We start from the raw sequence: 20,155 nt of genomic DNA, 5'->3' as shown, positions 1-20,155 counted from the left end.
CCTACAGTGATGGACCACCGTCTCCCGAACCCGTTTGAGAGTCACATGAGCATCCGCGTGTACCGCAACGCCGCCATCCACACGAGAGCCGGCGGCACCCCGCCCGCACAGGCCATGGCCGTGGACGGCGAGACGCTGCTCGCCGTCGGCACGGAGGCGGAGGTGCGCGAGGCCGCAGGCCCGGGAGCGGAGCTGATCGACCTGGACGGCGCCGCGGTGCTCCCCGGCTTCTACGACGCGCACATCCACACCGCGCAGTACGCCCAGAGCCTCGGCGCGGTGGACCTGCGCGACGTGCGCTCCCTGGACGAGGCCCTCGCCATGGTGGCGGCGCACGCGGCGCGGCTGCGGCCGGGCGCCTGGCTGTTCGGCGGCCGGTGGAACAGCAACACCTGGGATCCGCCCGCCCAGCCGGACCGGTACGCGCTCGACTCCGTCTGCCCCGACCTGCCCGTCGCGCTGCCCAGCGTGGACGGCCACACCGTGTGGGCCAACTCGGCCGCGCTGCGGCTGGCCGGCATCGACGCGGGCACGCCGGACCCCGTGGGCGGCGAGATCGTCAGGGACGCGAGCGGGGAGCCCACCGGCATCCTGCGCGAGGCGGCCTCCTACCCGCTGCGCGACCTCATGGTCTCCCCCGACCTGCGCGACCTGCTCCGCGCGGCGCAGGAGGAGCTGCTCGCGCTCGGCCTGACCAGCGTGCACGACATCGACGGCGAGGACTGCCGGGCCGCCTACCTGGAGCTGCGCGACGCGGGCGAGCTGAGGCTGCGCGTCCACAAGGCGATCCCGATGGTCCACCTGGAGACGGCGATCGCCGAGGGCCGCCGCACCGGGCAGGGCGACGACTGGTTCCGCACCGGCCCGGTGAAGATCTTCAGCGACGGGGCGCTGGGCTCGCACACCTGCCACATGAGCGAGTCCTTCGCCGACGATCACGGCAACACCGGCATCGCGGTCACTCCGTACGCGGAGCTGGTCGCGCTGTTCTCCCGGGCGGCCGGAGCCGGCATCGCCGTGGCGACGCACGCGATCGGCGACCGGGCCAACCACCTGGTCATCGACGCCTACGAGGCGGTCGGTCCCACGCCGGGGCTGCGGCACCGCATCGAGCACGCCCAGCACCTGCGGCCCGGCGACCTGGCGCGGATGGCGCGGCTGGGCATCGTCGCCTCGATGCAGCCAGTGCACTGCACCAGCGACATCGACCTGGTGGACCACCTGCTGGCCGGCCACGAGCTGGCCTCCTACGCCTGGCGGGGGATGCTGAACGTCGGCGTGGCGCTGGCCTTCGGCTCCGACGCCCCCGTCGAGCACCCCAACCCCTTCGCCGCGCTGTACGCCGCGGTGACCCGCACCCGGACCGACGGCACCCCCGCCGGCGGGTGGCAGCCGGAGCAGCGGCTGAGCATGGCAGAGGCCGTCACCGCCCACACCCTGGGCGCGGCCTACGCCGCAGGCGAGGAGGAGCGCAAGGGCGTCCTGACGCCCGGCAGACTCGCCGACTTCATCGCGGTGGACACCGACCCCTACCTGGAGTCGCCCGAGGCGGTGCTGCGCACCAAGGTTCTGACCACCGTCGTCGGCGGCGAGGTCCGCTGGCGGCGCATCTGAAGGAGCACCCCCCTTTGAACACCCGGATCCTCACCACGCTCGCCGTCGGCGGGCTGCTCACCGCGACCGCCGCCTGCGGCGCCCAGTCCCTGGACGCCGGCGACTCCGGCGACTCCGGCGCGGCGGCCTCGGCGCCGGCCGTCGTCCTCGACCAGGCCCCCGCCGAGGAGAAGGCGGCCGACGTCATCAACGCCATCACCCCCGACCAGGAGCTCGCGGCCAAGGCGCCGGCGAGCCTGAAGTCCGGCGGCCTCAAGGTCGTCTCCTCCATCGGCTATCCGCCCATGGAGCTGTACGCGAGCGACGGCAAGACGCCGATCGGTTTCGACCCCGCTCTGGCGCGCGCCATCGCGAGGAAGCTCGGCGTCAAGGTGACCATCACCGACGAGGAGTTCAACTCGCAGATCCCCGGTGTGCTCACCGGCCGCTACGACTTCGTCATCTCCTCGATGAGCGACACGCCGGAACGGCAGGGCCAGGTCACGTTCGTCGACTACGTGCAGGCGGGCGCCGCGCTGCTGGTCAAGAAGGGCAACTCGGCGGGCATCACCGGGCCCGGGGACCTCTGCGGCAAGACGGTCTCCGTCGTCGACAACGGCTCCTCGATGGAGCTGGCCGAGAGCTATGACGCCGACTGCAAGAAGGGCGGCAAGCCCGCCGCGGACATCCTGAAGTTCCCCGGCGACACGGAAGCCATGCTCCAGGTGAGCAACGGCCGCGCGCAGGCGAGCGTCACCGACTACGTGGTCGCCGCGTACAAGGCGGCCGACCCCAAGCTCGACATGGAGGCGATCAGCCTCGACGGCACCGCGAGCCCCTGGGGGATCGGGATGAAGCCGGACAACAAGCAGCTCGTCGACTCCGTCAAGGGCGCGCTCGACTCCCTCATCAAGAGCGGGGAGTACGGCGGGCTGCTCAAGGCGTGGAACCTCGACGCGCTGGCCGTCGAGTCGGCCGTGGTCAACGGCGGTAAGTGACGTGCGCACCGAACCGATCGCCGACGGGTCCGGCACGCCGGTCCCCGTCGCGCGCACCTGGCACTGGGGCCGCTGGCTCGCCGCGGCCGTCGCGCTCGCGGTCGCCGGCTGGCTGGCCTACCTGGTGGTGGTCAACCCGCACCTCGACTGGGGCAAGGTCGCCGAGTATCTGTTCAACGAGCGGATCCTGTCCGGGGTCTGGGTCACCATCGAGATCTCCGTGCTGGCGACGGCCCTCGGGCTGGTGCTCGGCGTCCTGGTCGCGGTCATGCGCCTCGCGCACAACCCGGTGCTGAGCGGGCTGGCCGCGTTCTACATCTGGTTCTTCCGCGGCACGCCGGTGCTGGTGCAGCTCATCTTCTGGTACAACCTGGCGTTCCTGTTCCCCGAGCTGGTGCTCAAGGTCCCGTTCACGATGATCGGCCTCAAGTGGGACACCAACCAGGTGATGACCGGCTTCACCTCGGCCATGCTGGGGCTGGGGCTGAACCTGGCGGCGTACTTCGCCGAGACCGTGCGCGCCGGGATCCAGGCGGTGGACCGGGGCCAGACCGAGGCGGCGTACGCGCTGGGCATGACGCCGGCCAGGCGGATGCGGGTCATCGTGCTGCCGCAGGCGCTGCGCATCATCATCCCGCCGACCGGCAACGAGTTCATCTCCATGCTGAAGACCACCTCCCTGGTGTACGTCGTCGCCGGGCACGACCTGATGACCAACGCCAGCCAGATCTACAAGGCGAACAACCGGATCATGGAGCTGCTGATCGTGGCGAGCGTCTGGTACATGGTCATGACCGCCGTCGCGACCTTCCTGCAGGGGCGGCTGGAGCGCCGCTTCGGCTCCGACGCCGTACGGCTGGTCCGCGGCGGCGGGGTCGCGGCCCGGGTCCTGCCGAAGGTGGCCGCGTGAACGCCGGGGCGGCCCCCGCGGCGGTGGCCCCCGTGGTGGTGGCGACGGGCGTCCGGATGGGCTACGGCGGCGTGCAGGTGCTCAACGGGGTGGACTTCACCGTGGCCTCCGGCGAGGTGAGCTGCGTCATCGGGCCGTCGGGCTCGGGCAAGTCCACGTTCCTGCGGTGCCTCAACGGGCTGGAGCCGGTGCTGGGCGGCAGCCTGCGCGTGCTCGGGGAGGAGGTCGGCCACACGCTGCGGGACGGCAGGTATCACCCCTGGACGCCCAAGAGGTTCGCCGCCTTCCGCAGGAACATCGGCATGGTGTTCCAGCGATTCAACCTGTTCGCCCACCAGAGCGCGCTGGAGAACGTGGCCTGCGGTCCCGTCCATGTGCTGGGCACGCCGCCGGATCGGGCGCGGACACTGGCGATGGAGCACCTGGACCGCGTGGGCCTGGCCGACCACGCGCACAAGCGGCCCCACCAGCTCTCGGGCGGCCAGCAGCAGCGGGTGGCCATCGCCCGGGCGCTGGCGATGAACCCGGCGCTGATGCTTTTCGACGAGCCGACCTCCGCCCTCGACCCCGAGCTGGTGGACGAGGTGCTGGAGGTCATGAAGAGCCTGGCCGCCGAGGGGATGACGATGGTCGTGGTGACCCACGAGATCGCCTTCGCCCGTGAGGTCGGCGACCGGCTGGCCTTCTTCGCCGACGGCGTGGTCGTCGAAGAGGGCCGCCCCCGCGAGCTTCTCGCCGCCCCGGAGCACGAGCGCACCCGCGCGTTCCTGTCCAGCGTCCTCGGCGCCCAGGAGGGCCCGTTCGAGAGGTGAGCGCCGGCTGCCGGAGGATCCTCTCCCGGCCGGGGAAAACCGCGATGCTAACCTAAGTCAGTCACTTGATTTAAAGGCGCGTCACACCCCGACCGCGCACCGGAGAACCCGCGCATGTCCCCTGCCTCCGTCGTCCACGCGGCGCGCCGGCTCAGAGGCGCCGCCGCCGTCGGCGTGGCCGGAGTGGCGCTGTTCGCCCTCAGGGACAGGATTCCCGACCCGGACGTGGTCTGGGCGTCGGTTCGAAGGGTGAACCCGGGCTGGCTGGCCGTCGCCGTGGTCGCCGAGGGCCTCTCGATGAGGCTCTTCGCGGGACTGCTGCGCCGCCTGCTCAGGAGCGGCGGGGCCGCCGTGTGCGCGGCCGCGGGGGTCGGGCTGGGGCCGCATACCGTGCTGCTCGGCTACGTGGCGGGCAAGATCGCGGCGACGGTCGCGGTCATCCCCGGCGGGCTCGGCGTCACCGAGCTCGGCATGGCCGCGACGTTCATCGGAGCGGGAGTCACCGGCAGCATGGCGGCGGCCGTCGTCGCGCTCTACCGGCTGATCTCGTACTGGGCCGTGCTCGCCGTCGGCTGGGTCGCCTGGCTGCTGCTCCGCGACGGGGTCCGGGCCCGGTTGGCCGCGGCCGGACGGTGGCTGCTCGGCGTCGCCGGCCGCCATGAGGACGAGGCGGGCGTGCGTCCGGTGGGGTGAAGCTCACGAATCCCGGGAAACGGGTGCCAGCCACAGCCCGACGAGCGCGTCGATCAGCCCGGTCGCCGTGCCGTGCCAGCTGGATCTGGGCGTGGGGGCGCCTTCGGCGAGGGCGCGCTCGCGTTCGGCGCACACGTGTGTGATCAGCTGCCGCGCCATGTCGCCGCGCTCCGCCCGCACTTCGGCGGGCAGTTCGGGCAGGCAGCGGATGAACCCGTCCAACGCCTGTCGCAGCGAGGCGTGCGTCTCCTCGGCGAGGATCGCACGCAGCGCGGGATCGGTCGCCACCTGGGCGAGGAAGCGGGCGTACCAGGTCGGGTTGCCCTGCGCGGCCAGATGCTCGGTGACCGGGCGGACCAGGCAGGCCACCCAGTCGCGTACGTCGGCGGAGTCGCCGATGTCGGCCAGCATCCGCTCGCGTATCCGATCGACCGGCTCGGCGTGTCTGCGGGCGATCGCGCGTACGAGATCCGCCTTGGTGCCGAAGTGGTAGCCGACCGCGGCGTTGTTGCCCTGCCCCGCGGCCTCGCTGACCTGGCGGTTGGACACGGCGAACACGCCGTGCTCGGCGAACAGCCGCTCCGCCGCCGACAGAATCCGCTCGCGGGTCACGCCGGCCCGTTCGGCTCGTAACTTACCGGTCATCCTCACCAGCGCACCGGAATCGATGCGGTAAGTCAAGCAATTGAATCAAACGTCTTCCGGCGCTCGCGGGCGCGGACCGCCAGGGTCACGGGCACGGCGTGGCCCAGCACTCCGACGCCCCAGCCCAGGATGGGCCAGATCGGCCACGGATACCAGAAGTCCGTCGCCCGCCCGACGGCGAGCCAGACGACCACCATGAGAAGCGATGTGCCGGCGTAGACGCCGGCGTGGATGCGCACGCCGAGCCTGGCCGCCCTGGCCTTGCGGGCCCGGCGCAGCGCCCGGTCCCTCGACGTACGCAGCTTGGCCGGCAGGTCGGCGAGGAGGGCGTCGAGCTCGGTGCGGTGCCGCGCTCGCGTGGCGACGTCGAGGCGCTCGTCGAACTCCTCCTTGGTCAGGTAGCCGGCGCCGAACGCGTCGCCGAGCAGTTCGACGGCACGGTTGCGTTCGGCGGCGCCGACCCGGGGCGCGGTGGCCGGGGCGGCGGCGGGCCTGGAGCGCAACGCTGTGCCGGAGTCGATGTCCAAGGGAGCCTCCAGGGGGCGGGCGGGCGATGACCGCGAATGTGGATAACCCGAGCATCGCACGAACGCGTCAGCTAACGCAATACGCTATAGTTAACATGTGTCAACAGAAGAGGGGAGACAGGCCGATGGAGGGGTCCACGACGACCAGTCCTTCACGACGCCAGAGGGTGCGTGACGCGACGCTGCGTGAGCTGATCTCGGTGAGCCGCGAGATCCTGACGACCCAAGGCGTCGAAGCGCTGACGATCCGGGCGGTCGCCCGGGAGATGGGGATGACCCCGCCCGGGGTCTACCGCTACTTCGACGGCCACCGCGCCCTCCTCGACGCGGTCATCGTGGCGATCCTGGACGAGCTCACCGAGTTCGTCGCCACCCGGGTCGGCGAGGTGGACGAGGCGGACACGGCGGGCAGGCTCGTCGTCGCCAGCAGGGCGTTGCGGCGCTGGGGGGTCGAGCACCCCCGGGAGTTCCACCTCTCCCTGGTCGTGTCCCCGCCGGAGGAGGAGAACCAGGCGGTCGGCCGTGCGCGAGCCCAGGTGGGCAAGCTGTTCGGGGAGATCTTCGCCGGAGCATGGCGGGACTACGGCGGCGCCTCCCCCGCTCCCTGGCCCCGCGAGCCCCGGATCGAGCCGCTGGCCGAGCGGCTCGTCCAGATCCTGGAGATCACGATGCCCTCCACCGCCGCCGCGGCCGCCTTCACCCGCTGCTGGACGCGGCTCTACGGGATGGTCTGCCTGGAGTCGCTCGGCCTTCCGCGGGCCATCGGCGACGAGGCGGGCGATCTGTTCGAGGCGGAGCTGGCCGACCTCGCGCGGACCCTCGGCCTTCCCGAGGCCGCCCTGGGCGCCGCTCGCTGACGTCCCCCCACCATCGTCCTCACAGGAGTGCCCAATGACCCCCCTGCAGCTCAGCCAGCCGACCCAGGTGATCGCCGGCGCCGTCCTGCTGACCGTCGTGACCATCGAGTTCGGCGGATGGTTCCTCACCCGGATCGTCCGCGGCGCGGTGCCGATGACGCCCTTCCAGCAGACGTTCGCCCGCGCCGGGCACGCGCACGCGGGGGTGCTGGTCACCCTCGGACTGGTGTGCCTCCTCTTCGTCGACGCCACCGGCCTCGACGGCGTCGCCCTGTGGACCGCCCGGCTCGGCGTGCCGGCCGCCGCCGCGCTGATGTCCGCCGGATTCTTCCTGTCGTCCCTCGGACGGGATGCGACCCGGCCGAATCGGCTGATCATCCTGCTCTGGCTCGGCGCGCTCTGCCTGGCGGCAGGCGTGCTGACCCTCGGCATCGGCCTGCTGACGTGACCGGGGCGCCAGATCCACGGGATGTGCATGAGACCGGATTCCGGGGGTAAGCGAGAGCGGGAGAGTGCGCATACGGGGCCCGCGCGGGACGGCGGCGGACAGGTCATCCGTCACGTCCCGTGCGGGCCTCGCTCACCTGTCGTGGACGGTGACCGCGTACCCGTCGGGGTCGCTGAAGGAGAACGTCCGGCCGAACGGCCCGTCGACCGGCTCGGACAGGATCGGCACCCCCGCCGCGGCGAGCTCGTCGTGGAGCCGCTGGGCGTCGTCGGCCTTGAACCACAGCGCCACCCCGAGGCCCGGACGCGGGGCCGCCTCCAGGTCGACGCCGGGCAGCGGCTCGCGCACCGCGAACGGGATGGGCGCGGTGGCGAACACCACGGCGTGCGGCGGCCCCGCCGGGTCTCGTCGCAGCCCGAGGCGCTTCTCGTAGAACGTGGCCGCTGCCTCCAGGTCGCGCACTTGCAACGCCACGAAGTCCACTCCGGTGACGGTCACGGCTTCCTCCTATGTCAGAGCTTTGACATAGGGACCATATGTCAGGATGTTGACATGAGGCAAGTGAGCAGCGGCGTCGACCCCGGCCGCCTGGTGGGCTACCAGTTGAAGAGGGTCCAGGCGGCCCTGCGCTCGGCCATGGACGCCGCGCTGCGCCGCCACGACCTGACCACTCCGCAGTACGCCTGCCTGGAACTGCTCGACCAGCGGCCGGGGCTGTCCAACGCCGAGCTGGCCAGGGGCGCCTTCGTCACCCGGCAGTCGATGAACGTGTTGCTCCGCAACCTGGAGGACGCCGGACTGGTCGAGCGGCCGGCGTCCGCGCCGCAGGGCAGAGCCCTGCCCACCACCCTGACGGCGGAGGGCAGGGCCCGGCTCGCCGCCGCGCGCGGTGACGTGCTCACGATCGAACAGCGGATGACCGCCCACCTGGACGCGGAGCAGGCCGACCTGCTGCTGGGTCACCTGGAGCGGATGACGGACGCCCTGGAGGACCGCCCGTCCCCGGTTCGCCGACAGCGGTAGCGGAGCCGCCACCCCGCCGGGCCGGGAAGACATGCCCCCGTCCACCCTCGGGATTTGCCTACTCTGACGTCAGAGTAGGGTGATGCGGGTCACGTGGTTCTCCCGGCCGACGCGCAGCCGTCCCGCGACGTCCCCGCGCCGTGTCGTGACCGCCGGGAGGCCAGGGATCCGGGCGGCCCCGCCGCCCGCGGGGGCCGGCCCGCGCGGGAGCCTCCTCCGCGGTGGGTCCGGCCACACAAAAGACCGCACGTGGAGAGGAGGACGATGTCCGTCTACCGCGTCAGGATGTACAGCGGCTTTCAGCGCACCCTCACCGCCGACCGCGTCGTCGTCAACGGCGACAACGTCTGTTTCGAGCGGAGCAGGAACGGATCCTGGGTGGCGGCGCTCCAACTGCCGACGCAACTGGTCACCCGGGTCCGCCGGCGGTGCGTCCAGCCGGACGGCAGGGTGACGTGGAACGTCGAGGAGCCTGAGCCCAGCACCTACTGATCGCGCACGCTCGCTCCCGCCGGGCGTCGGGGGGTTATTGCTCTATAACCTTCCGTGAGAGTAGAGTCTGCCCCGCTTGCGGTGGGACTCCGCTTCGCCGCGTGCTCGCCCATCGCAGGCGTCAACGCCACCGCACGGCCCGCCTGGCCCTTCCCCCTCGCCGGGCGCGCCGTCGCGGTGGGGGTCGGCGCTGCCGCGGGCTCCACCAGGGCGGGCCCGGGGCCTTATGCTTGTCCTCCCCTCCAGCCGGACTCCCGGACGAGAGGTATCGTCACCGACGAGTTCCAGAGAGCTGTTCTGCGAAACCCTACCCATACGTGAGGGTAGGCCGTGAGTGGCGACGGTACCCGCACGGGAGCGGCGACCACGGGGGTAGGAAAGGTGAGCGGAGCGATGCCTGAAGGTCTGGCGCAGATCGGCGAGGTCGCCGAGCGGCTCGGGCTGTCCCTGCGCACCATCCGCCATTACGAGGAGGTCGGCCTGGTCGTGCCCGCCCGCACGCAGGGGGGTTTCCGGCTCTACAGCGAGGAGCACGTGCAGCGCCTGGCGCTGATCAGGCGGATGAAGCCGCTGGGGTTCACGCTGGAGGAGATGCGCGACCTGCTGGAGATCAGCGACCGGCTCACCCGCGGCGACGACGACCCCGGCCTGCTCTCCCGGCTGCAGCTGTTCGAGAAGGCGGTCGCGGAACGCGCCGACAAACTGCGCGAGCAGCTCGCGATGGCCAGGGAGTTCGCCGAGCAGCTCCGGCGTCAGCGGTTGAACGTCCCGAAAACCGCCTCCGCCCGCTGATCCGTCTCCCTCGTGCCTGCCTAAGTCCGTCCCAAGTGCGGCCTAAGCCCTGCCGCCTAAGTTCACCGGCGTGAGGAATTCCGCTGCGAGGGAGCATGGGATGTCCCTGTCGCCCGCGTCCGGCACGGCCGGGCGCACGAACTGGCCCGCCGAGATTCTGCCGGTGCTCGAAAACGCGCTGACGTGCGAGTACGCCTCGCTCACCCGCACCGGCGCGCCGATTACCTGGCCAGTGGGGCCCTACGTCGCCGAGGACGGTCGTACGGTCGACGTCTCGACCGGACTGACCTATCCGTCCAAGGCCGAGCGGGCCAGACGCGACCCCCGGGTCGCGCTGCTGTTCTCCGACCCCACGGGGTCGCCCGTCTCCGGCCCTCCCGTCGTGCTCGTCCAGGGCCTGGCCACCGTACGCGACGCGGATCTGCAGGCCAACACCGATCTCTACCTGCGGCGGACGCTGGCGAAGTATCCGCAGGCGGTCGCCCGGCAGCCGTGGTTCCTCGTGCGACGCCAGGCCTGGTATTGGGCGCGCATATGGATCGAGGTCACTCCGCTGCGCATGTTGTGGTGGCCGCACGGGCGGCTCGACGCGCCGCCTCAGCGGTGGGAGGCGGCCCCGGAAGCGACCGCGCCGCCGTCGGACCCCGCCCCCACCGGAGCCGGCGCTCCGGGATGGCTGGAGCCGCCCGCCGACTGGCGCCTTCGCGCCGACCACGCCGTCCGCCTCGGTGATCCCGTGCTGACCGTGATCGGCGAGGACGGCTGGCCCCTGCCGCTGCGTTCGCTCGGCGCGACCCGTGTGGACGACGGCTTCCTCGTGCGGACCGGCCCGCCCGGCGTCCTGGCGCGCGGACGGGCCTGCCTGACCTTCCACACCCATGGCACCGACATGAGCGGACAGGAGAACGTCGTGCTGGTCGGCGAGGCCACGCCCCTGCCCGACGGGGTCCACGTGCGGGTCGAACGTGCCCTGGCCGACTTCAGCCTCAGCGGGAGCCGTCTCGGGCAGGTGCGGAAGATGATGCGGACCGCCCGCGCCCTGGCACCGCGACTCGAACGGGAGGCCGCGCGACGCGGGCAGCCCGTTCCCGCGCTCCGGCGTCTTCGCTGATCACAGGCGCGCGAGCGCGTCACGGGCCGCCTTCTCCCAGTGGGGGGAGCCCACCTGCCGGGCCACCTCCACCGCACGGGCGTAGTGTCCCGCCGCGGCCTCGGACCCGCCGAGGAAGACGGCGAGGTCGCCGAGCGTGTGGGCCACCGGACCGAAGGTGACCGACGCGGTGCTCATCCCGGCCATCTCCCCCTCCACGGGGAGGAGCTGGTGGTAGCACTCTCCGGCCGCCTCGCGGTCCGCCAACGCGATCGCGGTCACCGATCGCGCCGCCATCATGCCCACCCAGGAGAAGTCGCGGCGCGGGAGGGCCGCCGGCCACACGGCCCTGGCCTCCTCCAGGCGGCCGGCCGCCACGAGAGCGCGGGCGTACAGCTCTTCGACCTCCTGCGGGATCCGCTCCCACACCGGGGTGATCGCCTCCACGCACTCGTCGAAGCGTCCGGCCGCGAGACGGACCGCGAAACAGCCCACAGCGCCCATGAGGGACGATATCGACGCCCCCGACTCCGCCATCCGCTTGCCCAGCGTCGTGTACGCCTCCTCGGCCTGCTCGAACTCTCCCCGCAAGAGCAGATGAAGGGCGTCGAGGAACGCGAGGATGCCGAGGGCGTGGCCGAGCTGGCCGCTCGTCGAGTGCTCCGCCGCCTGGTCGGCGTGGTGCCGGGCGCCGGCCCAGTCGTTTCGGCTCAGCGCGACCATGCAGAGCGCCGCGTGGCCGAGCGTCTGGTAGCCGAGCAGCCCGGCCGACGAGGAGATCCGCAGCAACTCGTGCCCCAGTCCTTCGAGCTCCTCGCGCCTGTCCGGGGCCTGACAGGCCCAGTATCGGGCGTTCAGCGCCATGCACAGCAGGTGGGGGTCGCCGATGTCGCGGGCGATGGCCACCGCCTCCGTGCTCGCCGTCTCCACCCGGGCGGCGTCGTGTCCCTCGACGGCGTGGCACAGCGTGACCAGCAGAAGGCAGCGCGGCTCGCCCGTCTCCCGGGGAATCGCGTCCTCGATGGCGCGCACCAGATCGCGATCGAGCCTTCGCTCCGGCTGGATGGTCCAGATGACGGGCGCGTCGAAGGCCACCGCCGCCCGGGCGACGGCCTTCGGATCGGCGGTTCTCCTGGCGACGGCCAGCGCCTTCGCCCGGGCGTCGAGCGCCCTTTCCACCTCGCCGGCGTGCGCCAGCGCGGACACCAGACGGCACATCAGGTCGAGTCGCAGCGCCTCGGACGGGTCAGGCGCGAGATCGAGCGCACTCAGCGCGCCGTCCAGGAAGGCCGCCGCGTCCCGGTGGGCGTACAGTGCGGACGCCTGAGCCGCCGCGCGCGACGCGTATTCCGCCGCGGCCGGCGCGGTCGCGGTGGTCGCGGCGGCGAGGGCGTGATGCCCAAGCGCCCCGACGTCCCCGGGCCGCACGGTCTCCAGGGCCGTCACGACCTTGCGGTGCATCCGGGCGCGCCGCAGCCGGGGAATGTCCTCATAGAGGGTCTCGCGGACCAGCACGTGGGCGAAGCGGACCCGGCCCGGCCGGGGTTCCTCCAGCAGCCCGGCCAGCACCCCCGCCTCCAGCCCGTCGAGCACGGTCTCCTCGTCGGCTCCCGGCATCGCGATGAGCACGTCGGCGTCGACCTCCCTGCCGAGCACCGCCGCGTTGCGCAACGTCACCTGGACCGCGCCGGGGAGGTGGGCCACCCGCCGCCGGATCAGGTCCCGCACCCCGGGCGGCAGCACGTTCACCGCGGAGGGGCCGTCGATCGCGAGCAGCCGCGCCGTCTCGCTCACGAACAACGGGTTTCCGCCGGTGCGCTCGCTGACCTTCCGCGCGGTCGCCCGATCCACCTCCATGCCGGAGCGCTCGGTGAGCAGCCGGGCGACCTCGTCCGGTGCGAGACCGCTCAGCTCCAGGTTCTCCACGGTCTGGACGGCGAGGGCGGCGGCGGTCGCCATCAGGTCGGCGCTCGACTCCCCGGGCCGGTGCGTGAGCAGGACGAGGACGGGTGTCGCGGCCAGCCGTACGGCCAAATGGCGCAGCAGCTGAAGGGTCTCCTCGTCGGCCCTGTGGACGTCCTCCAGCACGATCAGCAGCGGCCCCGGCACCCCGTCCACGTAGTCACCCACGGCCCTGGCCAGCCAGAACTGGCCGACCGGTGCGGCGTCGTCGGTCAGCAGCGGCGCCAGCCGCGCGGCGGTCTCCGGCGGGGGCGGCGTGGTCGCGGCGAGATCGCGCAGCACCTCGCTCCACGCCCACGCGGGCGGCACCCCGCCCGTCGTCTCCGGGCAGCGGCCGACGACGGTCCGCCAGCGCCGCGACGACAGGTGCCCCACCAGGGCGTCGGCCAGGGTGCTCTTGCCCAGCCCGGCCTCCCCGCCGAGCCACGCGACCCGGAAGCCGTCCCCGGCCTGCTCCGCGGCGGCGGTCAGGCGGGACAACTCCCTCGTACGGCCGACCATCCTGCCGGGGGACGGCGGGCGCGGCCGGTCGGGCGGAACGACCAGCGGCGCCGGCGCGGGCTCCCGGATGATCAGGTCGAGGGAGGGGGCCTGGGCGAGGATGTCCGCCTCCAGGCTCCGCAGGGCGGGCCCGGGGTCCACGCCGAGCTCATCCGCCAGCAGGGCCCGGGTGCGGCGCAGGACCGCGAGGGCCTCCCCCTGACGGCCTGCCCGGTAGTAGGAGAGCGCCAGCAACCGGACCGCGTTCTCCCGCAGCGCGTGGGCGGCGACATGCCGTTCCAGCTCGGGGACCAGTTCGGCGTGGCGGCCGAGCGCCAGGCCCGCCTCGGCGCGGTATTCGACCGCGACCGCCCGCAGCTCCAGCAGGTGGCCCACCTCGGGCACGGCCCACTCCTGGTCGGCGAACTCCGCGTACGCCTGGCCGGTCCATAGCGACAGCGCCTCACTGATCGTGTCGAAGGCGCCGGCGGGTTCGCGCCGGGCGAGGAGGCCGGCCGCGGCGTCGACCAGCTTGGGGAAGAGCCAGGCGTCCACGTCCTCGGTGTCGAGGGCGAGGCGATATCCGGGCGGCGCGCTCACCAGCACGCGGGCGGCGGCCCGTGGCGCCCGCTCGGGCTCCAGGACACGGCGCAGGTTCGAGACGTACACCTGCAGGGCGCCGAGCGCCTTCGGCGGCGGCTGGCCCTTCCACAGGTCGTCGATGAACCGGTCGGTGGACACGATGTGCCCCTGTGCGCAGACCAGCCGGGCCATCACGGCCCGGTGGAGTGACGTGCCGAACTCGACAGGACGGCCCGCCACCTCCGCGCCGATGTGACCCAATACCAGAACGCGCACCATAGCGGGAAAAGCATAGGTCTGTTTCCTTTTACGGTGACAGCTCGTTGGGGTGAGCGCTCGATTCCCGCTTGATTCCGTGCTCGAATTCCTGGGTGCGTTCGACGGGCTCGACCGGCGTGAGGCGCGGCGCATTGCCGACCTGCCCGATCTCAGCGCTCTGGCGAACCTGATCCGGACGGCGGCCCGCCGTCCGCCCGGGCCTGCGGGTAATGGTTCGTTATGCGGATACCCGCCCTCGCCTTGGGGATAGCGCGCCTTCGTATGGCCTGCCTAATCTGCGATAAGTGATGCTCTTCCCGACCATATGAGGCGCCGCGCACGGAGCGCCGGGGTGCTTCGCCACGGGAGGTGCCCGCTGGTGACCAAGGAGCACGACACGATGAACTCGCAGACCATGGACCGGGCCGACGTCTCCGCCGCCGAGGTTGTCAGTTCCGTATACACGTGTCCGGTGCCGCACTCTCCTCAGGAGGTCAGCGGCGTGCGACGTCATGCGCTCGGTGTCCTGGCGGCCTGGGGAACGCCCGGGACCACCGCGCAGGAGGTCGTGCTGGTGATCTCCGAGATGGTGACCAACGCCGTACTCCACGCCCTGCCGCCGGCCGAGCTCCGGCTCTTCGTCTACGCCGACGGCGATCGCCCGGTCATCCGGGTCGAGATCACCGACGGCGGGGCGGCGCCGGTGTGGCCGGGAACCGCCCCGTCCCCGGACGAGAGCGGGCGCGGCGGCGTCGTCGTCGACGCCCTCGCCATCCGGCACGGCTCTGTCAGCCGTCCCTCCGGCACCACCACGTGGTGGGCGGACCTGCCGGCCCGCTGAGCGGCCGTACGCCCGCGCTCAGCGGCGCAGGGTCTCCGACGGAGACTCCCCGAAACGCCGGCGGTAGGCGAGGGCGAACCGCCCCAGATGGACGAACCCCCAGCGGTAGGCGACGTCGGTGACCGTGGTGGCGCCCGGATCGTGGACCGAGAGTTCGGCACGCACCCGCTCGAGGCGCACCTCCCTCAAGTAGCTCATGGGCGTCGTCTCCAGCTGACGCCGGAACCCCTCCTGAAGCGCCCGCGCGCCGACGCCCACCGCCTCGGCGATCTCCTCCACGGTGAGAGGTTCCGCCGCCCGCGCCTCGATCACGTCCACGGCCCGTTCCACCGCCGTCGGCGCGACGCGGGGCTGCCCGCCCGACAGCTCCTCGCTGTAGTTGCTGGGCTGGGCCAGCAGCAACTGCGTCATCAACAGCCCCTCCAGCTGCCTGAGCGCGACGGGCTGCTCCAGCATGGCGCCGCCTGTCTCCGCCTCTCGCCTGAGCAGCTCGACGACCGAGAGCCACGATCGGGCGGGGGGCCGGGTCAGGTCCATGCCGAGGGAGAAGGTGAGCGGCCTGCGGGGCGTGCGCCCCATGAGCTTGCCGAGGTGGGCTTCGAGCGCGGCGCGGTCGAAGCGGACGATCAGCGACTCGTGCCCGGGGGCCCATCGCATGGACATGGGCCGCGTCAGCGACAGTACGGAGGCGAGCTCGGGCGTCGACACGATCCGTTCACGGCCGTGGGACACCTCCGCCACGCCGGTCAGCGGGATCTCGACGAGCAGGTAGCTGTCCAGCGGCTGCGGCGTGATCAGCACCTCCGTGCCGTAGCCGAGCGAGTACAGCCCGACTCCGTCGAACGTCATCCCGTTCAAGCGGGCGTCGAACCGGATCTCCGAATTCACCGGGCGCAGCCCGTGGTCGCCGAGGTCGTTTCCGACCCGCGTACGGGCCTCGTCGACGTCGTGTGTGTACAGCCGCGAATGCGCGGCGAGTGGTAGCGATTGTTCGGCCATTTCGCCTCCCCAAGCGGGCAGGCCCCCCGTTCCCGCAGGTGGCGGGCGCGACACAAGCCTACGCGCGGCCCGCTCCGGCGGGACACGGCCGCGGTGAGGACCGGCCGGACGGTCAGATCAGGCGGCGGGAGACGATCCCGCTGCCGACGTCGTGGCCGCACCACAGGCGGAAACGCTCCCCGGGGCGCAGATACTCGACCGCGTCGTCGTCGGTCGTCGCGATGGTCACCACGTGCAGCCAGTCTCCCGGGCTCAGCGGCTCCTCGTCGTCCGCGGTGATCGCGACCTGGAACGGACGGCTGAACCGCATGCCCTCCTCCCCGGCGCAGGCGCAGATCACCAGCGACTGCGTGCGGGAGGGCAGTTCGTGCGGCAGACCGCCCTGGTCGGAGGGCAGGAGCGTGATGAGTGCCTTTGCCTGGACGGTCATCGAGACCACCAACTTTCACGCGACTATTGCCCGGTGACTATTGCCCAATGACTATTGCACAGTGCAACGTTCGCCCCGGCCGATTGCTTCCCCAATCCCCACTATCCAGTGTGCGCCGCGGGGGCGGTCGAGCCGCGCACCACGAGTTCCGTCGCGAGTTCGACGTGGTGGGACTCGACCTGTTCCCCGGCCGCCAGGCGCAGCGCCGTACGCACCGCGACGGCGCCCATCTCTCGCAGCGGCTGCCGCACGGTGGTCAGGGGCGGCGAGGCCATCCGGGCGATCTGCGTGTCGTCGAAGCCCACGATGCTGAGGTCCTCGGGCACGCGCAGCCCCCGCGCCCTGGCCGCCTCCAGCACGCCGAGCGCGATGTCGTCGCAGCCCGCGAAGATCGCTGTGGGCGCCTCGGGCAGGCCGAGCAGGGCCGCTCCGCCCGCCATGCCGTCGTGGTAGTGGAAGTGCCCGGTCCGCACGTAACCGGGCAGGACGGGAGCCTCTCCGGACTCCATGGCGGCCCGGTAGCCGTGCAGCCGGGCCTGGTTGCAGGCCGCGGTGGCCGGGCCGCCGAGGTAGGCGACGCGCCGGTGGCCGAGCGCGAGCAGGTGCTCCGTCGCGGCCATGCCACCGGCGAAGTTCGTCGAGCCGACGCTGGTCACCCGGGCCCTCGGCAGGTTCAGCGGGTCGATCACGACCAGGGGCAGCCGTGCCCGGGCCAGGGCGGTGAGCTGCCCGGCGGTCAGTTCGCCGGTGACGGCGACCAGCGCCCGCCGCCCGGCCGCGACCAGGTCGCGCGCCCACCCTCCCGTGCGGTCGGCGTCACGCCGGATGCTCACCACCACGGCCACGTCGAGATCGGCGCCTGCCTGCACCGCACCCTGGACGATCTCCGTGGAGTACGCGTTGAGGTCGGCGTCGAACTCCACCTCGATCGTGTCGGGCGCCGCCTCACCCCGGCGCTGCGGCGGCGCGACGTAGTCGTGCTGCTCCAGCAGCGACAGCACCAGGGAACGGGTCTCCGGCGCGACGTCGCTGCGGCCGTTGAGCACCTTCGACACGGTCGCGACCGATACCCCCGCCGAGGCCGCGACCGTGGCGAGAGTGGCCCGCCTACGACTGGGCGGCATCTGTTCCTCCCTGATCGGGGCCCGCCGCCGGTCGCACCTCCACGGGAGTGACCAGCCGCCGGTCGTGGCCGACGTGGCGCAGCGGGCCGGTCAGCCGTACGCGGCCCCGGCACGGCAGGTCCGACGCGGAGGTGCCGACGAAGACGTCGATGTCCCCGGGCTCGACGATGCGCCGCAGGTCGCGGCCGGTGAAAGCGGTCCTGTCCGCGTGCACGGTGAAGGTCGCCCGCGCGCTCTCGCCGGGCTCCAGCCGCACCTGGGCGAACCCGGCGAGCTGCCGCACCGGCCTGGTCACCTGCGCCAGCACGTCGTGCAGGTAGAGCTGGACGACCTCCTCGCCCGCCCGGCCGCCGGTGTTGCGCACGCGCACCGACACGGTGAACTCCCCGTCGGTGGAGACCTCGGAGTCGCTGATCTCCAGGTCGCCGACCTCGAAGGCGGTGTAGGACGCGCCGTAGCCGAACGGGAACAGCGGTGTCGGGTCGAGGTTGCTGATCCCGTGGCTGTCGGAGCCCAGCGGCGGCTGCAGGTAGGTGCCCGGCTGCCCGCCCGGGGACCGCGGGATCTGCACCGGCAGCTTCCCGCTGGGCTGCACCCGGCCGGACAGGACGCCCGCGATGGCCGCCCCGCCCTCCTCGCCCGGCATGAACGCCTGGACGAGCGCGGCGGCCCCCTCGCGCACCCGCCCCAGCGCGTACGGCCGGCCCGACACCACGACCACCACGACCGGCGTGCCGGTGGCGGCCAGCTCGACCAGCAGGTCCTCCTGCGTCCCCGGCAGCCGCAGGTCCTCGGCGTCGCAGCCCTCGCCCGACGTGCCCTGCCCGAACAGCCCGGCGAGGTCGCCGACGACGGCCACGCACAGGTCGGACTCGCGGGCGGCCGCGAGCGCGGCGGCGAAGCCGGACCGGTCCTCGCCCCGCCAGTCGCAGCCCCGCTCGTGGACGATCTCGGTGTCCGGCAGCTCGGCCCGCAGCGCGTCGAGCAGGCTGGGCGCCTCCACGCCGAGCCCGAGCTTCGGGTGCCGGGGCAGCACGTGGTTGGGGAAGGCGTAGCAGCCCATGAACGTGCGCGGGTCGTCGGCGCAGGGCCCGACCACGGCCACCCGGCGCGGCCCCGGGCGCCCCTCCCCGAGCAGCGGCAGCGCGTCGCCCGCGTCGAGCAGCACGATCGACCGCTCGGCCAGCTCCCGGGCCAGCGCCCGGTTGTCCGGCGAGTCGAGGTCCACGGCGTCCGCGCCGGCCACCGACCCCTCCGGCGTCCAGTCCGGGTCGAGCAGCCCGAGCTGCACCTTCTGGGTGAGCAGACGGCGCGCGGCCCGGTCCACCAGTTCCTCGGGCAGCTCGCCCCGCCGCACCCGCTCGACCAGGTGCCGGCCGAAGCCGAGCGTGTCGGGCAGCTCGACGTCGATGCCCGCGGTCAGCGCGAGGACCCCGGCCTCTTCGTGGTCCGCGGCGACCTGGTGCATCTTCGCGAGGAACGCGATCGCCCAGTAGTCCGACACGACCGTGCCGGTGAACCCCCACTCGTCGCGCAGCACCTCGGTCAGCAGCCAGGGGTCGGCGGCGGCGGGCACGCCGTCCACGTCCGAGTAGGAGTTCATGACCGAGCGCGCACCGCCCTCGGCGATGGCGGTCTCGAACGTCGGCAGGATCATGTCCATCAGCTCACGGCGGCCCATGGGGACCGGACCGTGGTTGCGGGCAGCCCGCGAGGCGGAGTAGCCGGCGAAGTGCTTGAGCGTGGCGATGACCCCGGCCTTCTCGAGGCCGCGCACGTAGGCCGCGCCGAGCATCGCGACGAGGTACGGATCCTCGCCCAGGGTCTCCTCGACCCGGCCCCAGCGGTAGTCGCGCACCACGTCCAGCACCGGCGACAGGCCCTGGTGGGCGCCCACGGCCCGCATGTCCCCGCCGATGGCGGCGGCCATCCGCTCCACCAGCTCGGGGTCGAAGGTCGCGCCACAGGCGATGGCCGCCGGGTAGACGGTCGCGCCGTAGGTGGTGAAACCGGTCAGGCACTCCTCATGGACCAGCGCCGGAATGCCGAGCCGGGAGTGCTTCACCACCTCGCGCTGCAGCCGCACCACCTCCGCCGCGCCCGCCACCGCCGTCACCGGAACACTGCCGAACACCCGCGTCAGGTGGCCGAGCCCATGGCGTACGGCCTCCTCGATGGGCACCGTCCCCGAGGCGGCGAAGACGTCCTGCATAGGGGCCACGTTGTGCGCGTTGTCGGGCTCGACCTCCTCGGGCGCCTGCATGTCGTTGCCGATCCACCGGCTGCCGAGCTGGCCGACCTTCTCCTCAAGGGTCATCTCGGCGAGGAGGGCCTCGACCCGGTCGGCCACGGGAAGTGCCGGGTCCTGCCACGCCCGGAGCGTCCCGTCCGCCGCGTGCGTCCGATCTGGGGCCGTCATCTGCTCTCCTCAAAAAAGTTTCGAAACATTTCGGCGTCGCGGTCAGTTCTGTCGTCAATTTTCGGCCGACCATGATCACAAGGTGTGACGCCTGTTCGTCGGTACTTTACACACGCATCACGTTGAGCTGGAGAGCTCGTGAGAGCGCTCTTGACAGTCAGGTATCGCAAATCTAGATTG

At 72.4% G+C, this 20,155-nt stretch carries 20 protein-coding genes; 12 read left to right on the top strand and 8 right to left on the bottom strand.

Going from position 1 to position 20,155, the window contains the following annotated elements:
- The first annotated feature begins 45 nt into the window (after positions 1-45).
- From FH610_RS18145 to FH610_RS18125, 5 genes are all read left to right on the top strand, one after another.
- Positions 46-1,614 carry an amidohydrolase gene (locus tag FH610_RS18145; RefSeq protein WP_139575666.1) on the top strand — a complete coding sequence of 523 codons (1,569 nt, stop codon included), beginning with the start codon at positions 46-48 and terminating at the stop codon, positions 1,612-1,614.
- A 14-nt stretch (positions 1,615-1,628) separates the two neighbouring features.
- The gene (locus FH610_RS18140) at positions 1,629-2,591 is read left to right on the top strand and encodes an ABC transporter substrate-binding protein (RefSeq protein ID WP_139575665.1); all 963 of its coding nucleotides are present in this window, start codon (positions 1,629-1,631) and stop codon (positions 2,589-2,591) included.
- A gap of 1 nt (position 2,592) precedes the next feature.
- The gene (locus tag FH610_RS18135) at positions 2,593-3,501 is read left to right on the top strand and encodes an amino acid ABC transporter permease (RefSeq protein ID WP_139575664.1); all 909 of its coding nucleotides are present in this window, start codon (positions 2,593-2,595) and stop codon (positions 3,499-3,501) included.
- Between the two features lie 56 nt (positions 3,502-3,557).
- Positions 3,558-4,313, top strand: a complete 756-nt coding sequence (locus FH610_RS18130; protein ID WP_139575727.1) for an amino acid ABC transporter ATP-binding protein — start codon at positions 3,558-3,560, stop codon at positions 4,311-4,313.
- Positions 4,314-4,427: 114 nt separating this feature from the next.
- Positions 4,428-5,006 (top strand): flippase-like domain-containing protein, encoded by a 579-nt coding sequence (locus FH610_RS18125; RefSeq protein ID WP_139575663.1) that lies wholly within the window; start codon positions 4,428-4,430, stop codon positions 5,004-5,006.
- A 3-nt stretch (positions 5,007-5,009) separates the two neighbouring features.
- Here the strand turns inward: FH610_RS18125 and FH610_RS18120 are convergent, their stop codons facing one another.
- The gene (locus FH610_RS18120) at positions 5,010-5,651 is read right to left on the bottom strand and encodes a TetR/AcrR family transcriptional regulator (RefSeq protein WP_139575662.1); all 642 of its coding nucleotides are present in this window, start codon (positions 5,649-5,651) and stop codon (positions 5,010-5,012) included.
- Between the two features lie 32 nt (positions 5,652-5,683).
- Positions 5,684-6,178: a DUF1707 domain-containing protein gene (locus FH610_RS18115; protein WP_139575661.1), complete on the bottom strand. Its 495-nt coding sequence runs from the start codon at positions 6,176-6,178 to the stop codon at positions 5,684-5,686.
- A gap of 167 nt (positions 6,179-6,345) precedes the next feature.
- Here FH610_RS18115 and FH610_RS18110 point away from each other — a divergent pair, with 167 nt between their 5' ends.
- Positions 6,346-7,035, top strand: coding sequence for a TetR/AcrR family transcriptional regulator (locus tag FH610_RS18110; protein WP_161628025.1), 690 nt, complete (start codon positions 6,346-6,348; stop codon positions 7,033-7,035).
- A gap of 34 nt (positions 7,036-7,069) precedes the next feature.
- The gene (locus FH610_RS18105; RefSeq protein WP_139575659.1) at positions 7,070-7,483 is read left to right on the top strand and encodes a hypothetical protein; all 414 of its coding nucleotides are present in this window, start codon (positions 7,070-7,072) and stop codon (positions 7,481-7,483) included.
- 132 nt (positions 7,484-7,615) lie between these two features.
- Here FH610_RS18105 and FH610_RS18100 read toward each other — a convergent pair whose 3' ends face one another.
- Positions 7,616-7,981, bottom strand: coding sequence for a VOC family protein (locus tag FH610_RS18100; RefSeq protein ID WP_139575658.1), 366 nt, complete (start codon positions 7,979-7,981; stop codon positions 7,616-7,618).
- Between the two features lie 54 nt (positions 7,982-8,035).
- Between FH610_RS18100 and FH610_RS18095 the strand changes: the two genes are divergently transcribed.
- From FH610_RS18095 to FH610_RS18080, 4 genes are all read left to right on the top strand, one after another.
- Positions 8,036-8,506, top strand: coding sequence for a MarR family winged helix-turn-helix transcriptional regulator (locus FH610_RS18095; RefSeq protein WP_139575650.1), 471 nt, complete (start codon positions 8,036-8,038; stop codon positions 8,504-8,506).
- 264 nt (positions 8,507-8,770) lie between these two features.
- A complete protein-coding gene (locus FH610_RS18090; RefSeq protein WP_139575644.1) occupies positions 8,771-8,998 on the top strand; it encodes a hypothetical protein in 228 nt (75 codons plus the stop codon).
- Positions 8,999-9,391: 393 nt separating this feature from the next.
- Positions 9,392-9,790, top strand: coding sequence for a MerR family transcriptional regulator (locus FH610_RS18085; RefSeq protein ID WP_139575639.1), 399 nt, complete (start codon positions 9,392-9,394; stop codon positions 9,788-9,790).
- Positions 9,791-9,890: 100 nt separating this feature from the next.
- Entirely contained in the window at positions 9,891-10,901 is a 1,011-nt protein-coding gene (locus FH610_RS18080) for a pyridoxamine 5'-phosphate oxidase family protein (protein ID WP_139575634.1), read from the top strand.
- On the opposite strand, the gene FH610_RS18075 is transcribed toward FH610_RS18080, so the two are convergent.
- Entirely contained in the window at positions 10,902-14,183 is a 3,282-nt protein-coding gene (locus FH610_RS18075) for an ATP-binding protein (RefSeq protein WP_139575629.1), read from the bottom strand.
- Between the two features lie 358 nt (positions 14,184-14,541).
- On the opposite strand from FH610_RS18075, the gene FH610_RS18070 reads away from it, so the two are divergent.
- The gene (locus FH610_RS18070) at positions 14,542-15,003 is read left to right on the top strand and encodes an ATP-binding protein (RefSeq protein WP_205825851.1); all 462 of its coding nucleotides are present in this window, start codon (positions 14,542-14,544) and stop codon (positions 15,001-15,003) included.
- An 18-nt stretch (positions 15,004-15,021) separates the two neighbouring features.
- On the opposite strand, the gene FH610_RS18065 is transcribed toward FH610_RS18070, so the two are convergent.
- The 4 genes from FH610_RS18065 to FH610_RS18050 all read right to left on the bottom strand — a co-directional run bounded on the left by FH610_RS18065 (position 15,022) and on the right by FH610_RS18050 (position 19,975).
- Positions 15,022-16,002, bottom strand: coding sequence for an AraC family transcriptional regulator (locus FH610_RS18065; protein ID WP_139575624.1), 981 nt, complete (start codon positions 16,000-16,002; stop codon positions 15,022-15,024).
- Positions 16,003-16,114: 112 nt separating this feature from the next.
- Positions 16,115-16,432 carry a hypothetical protein gene (locus FH610_RS18060; protein ID WP_139575621.1) on the bottom strand — a complete coding sequence of 106 codons (318 nt, stop codon included), beginning with the start codon at positions 16,430-16,432 and terminating at the stop codon, positions 16,115-16,117.
- 101 nt (positions 16,433-16,533) lie between these two features.
- Positions 16,534-17,556 carry a LacI family DNA-binding transcriptional regulator gene (locus tag FH610_RS18055; protein WP_139575616.1) on the bottom strand — a complete coding sequence of 341 codons (1,023 nt, stop codon included), beginning with the start codon at positions 17,554-17,556 and terminating at the stop codon, positions 16,534-16,536.
- Positions 17,540-19,975, bottom strand: coding sequence for a glycoside hydrolase family 3 N-terminal domain-containing protein (locus tag FH610_RS18050; protein ID WP_139575611.1), 2,436 nt, complete (start codon positions 19,973-19,975; stop codon positions 17,540-17,542). Before FH610_RS18050 ends, FH610_RS18055 begins: the two co-directional genes overlap by 17 nt.
- Positions 19,976-20,155 lie beyond the last annotated feature (180 nt).

The organism is Microbispora catharanthi, from assembly GCF_006334915.2.
GTDB lineage: Bacteria > Actinomycetota > Actinomycetes > Streptosporangiales > Streptosporangiaceae > Microbispora > Microbispora catharanthi.
Note: the sequence above shows the minus strand (reverse complement) of the source record. Positions and strands in the feature narration are given on the sequence as shown.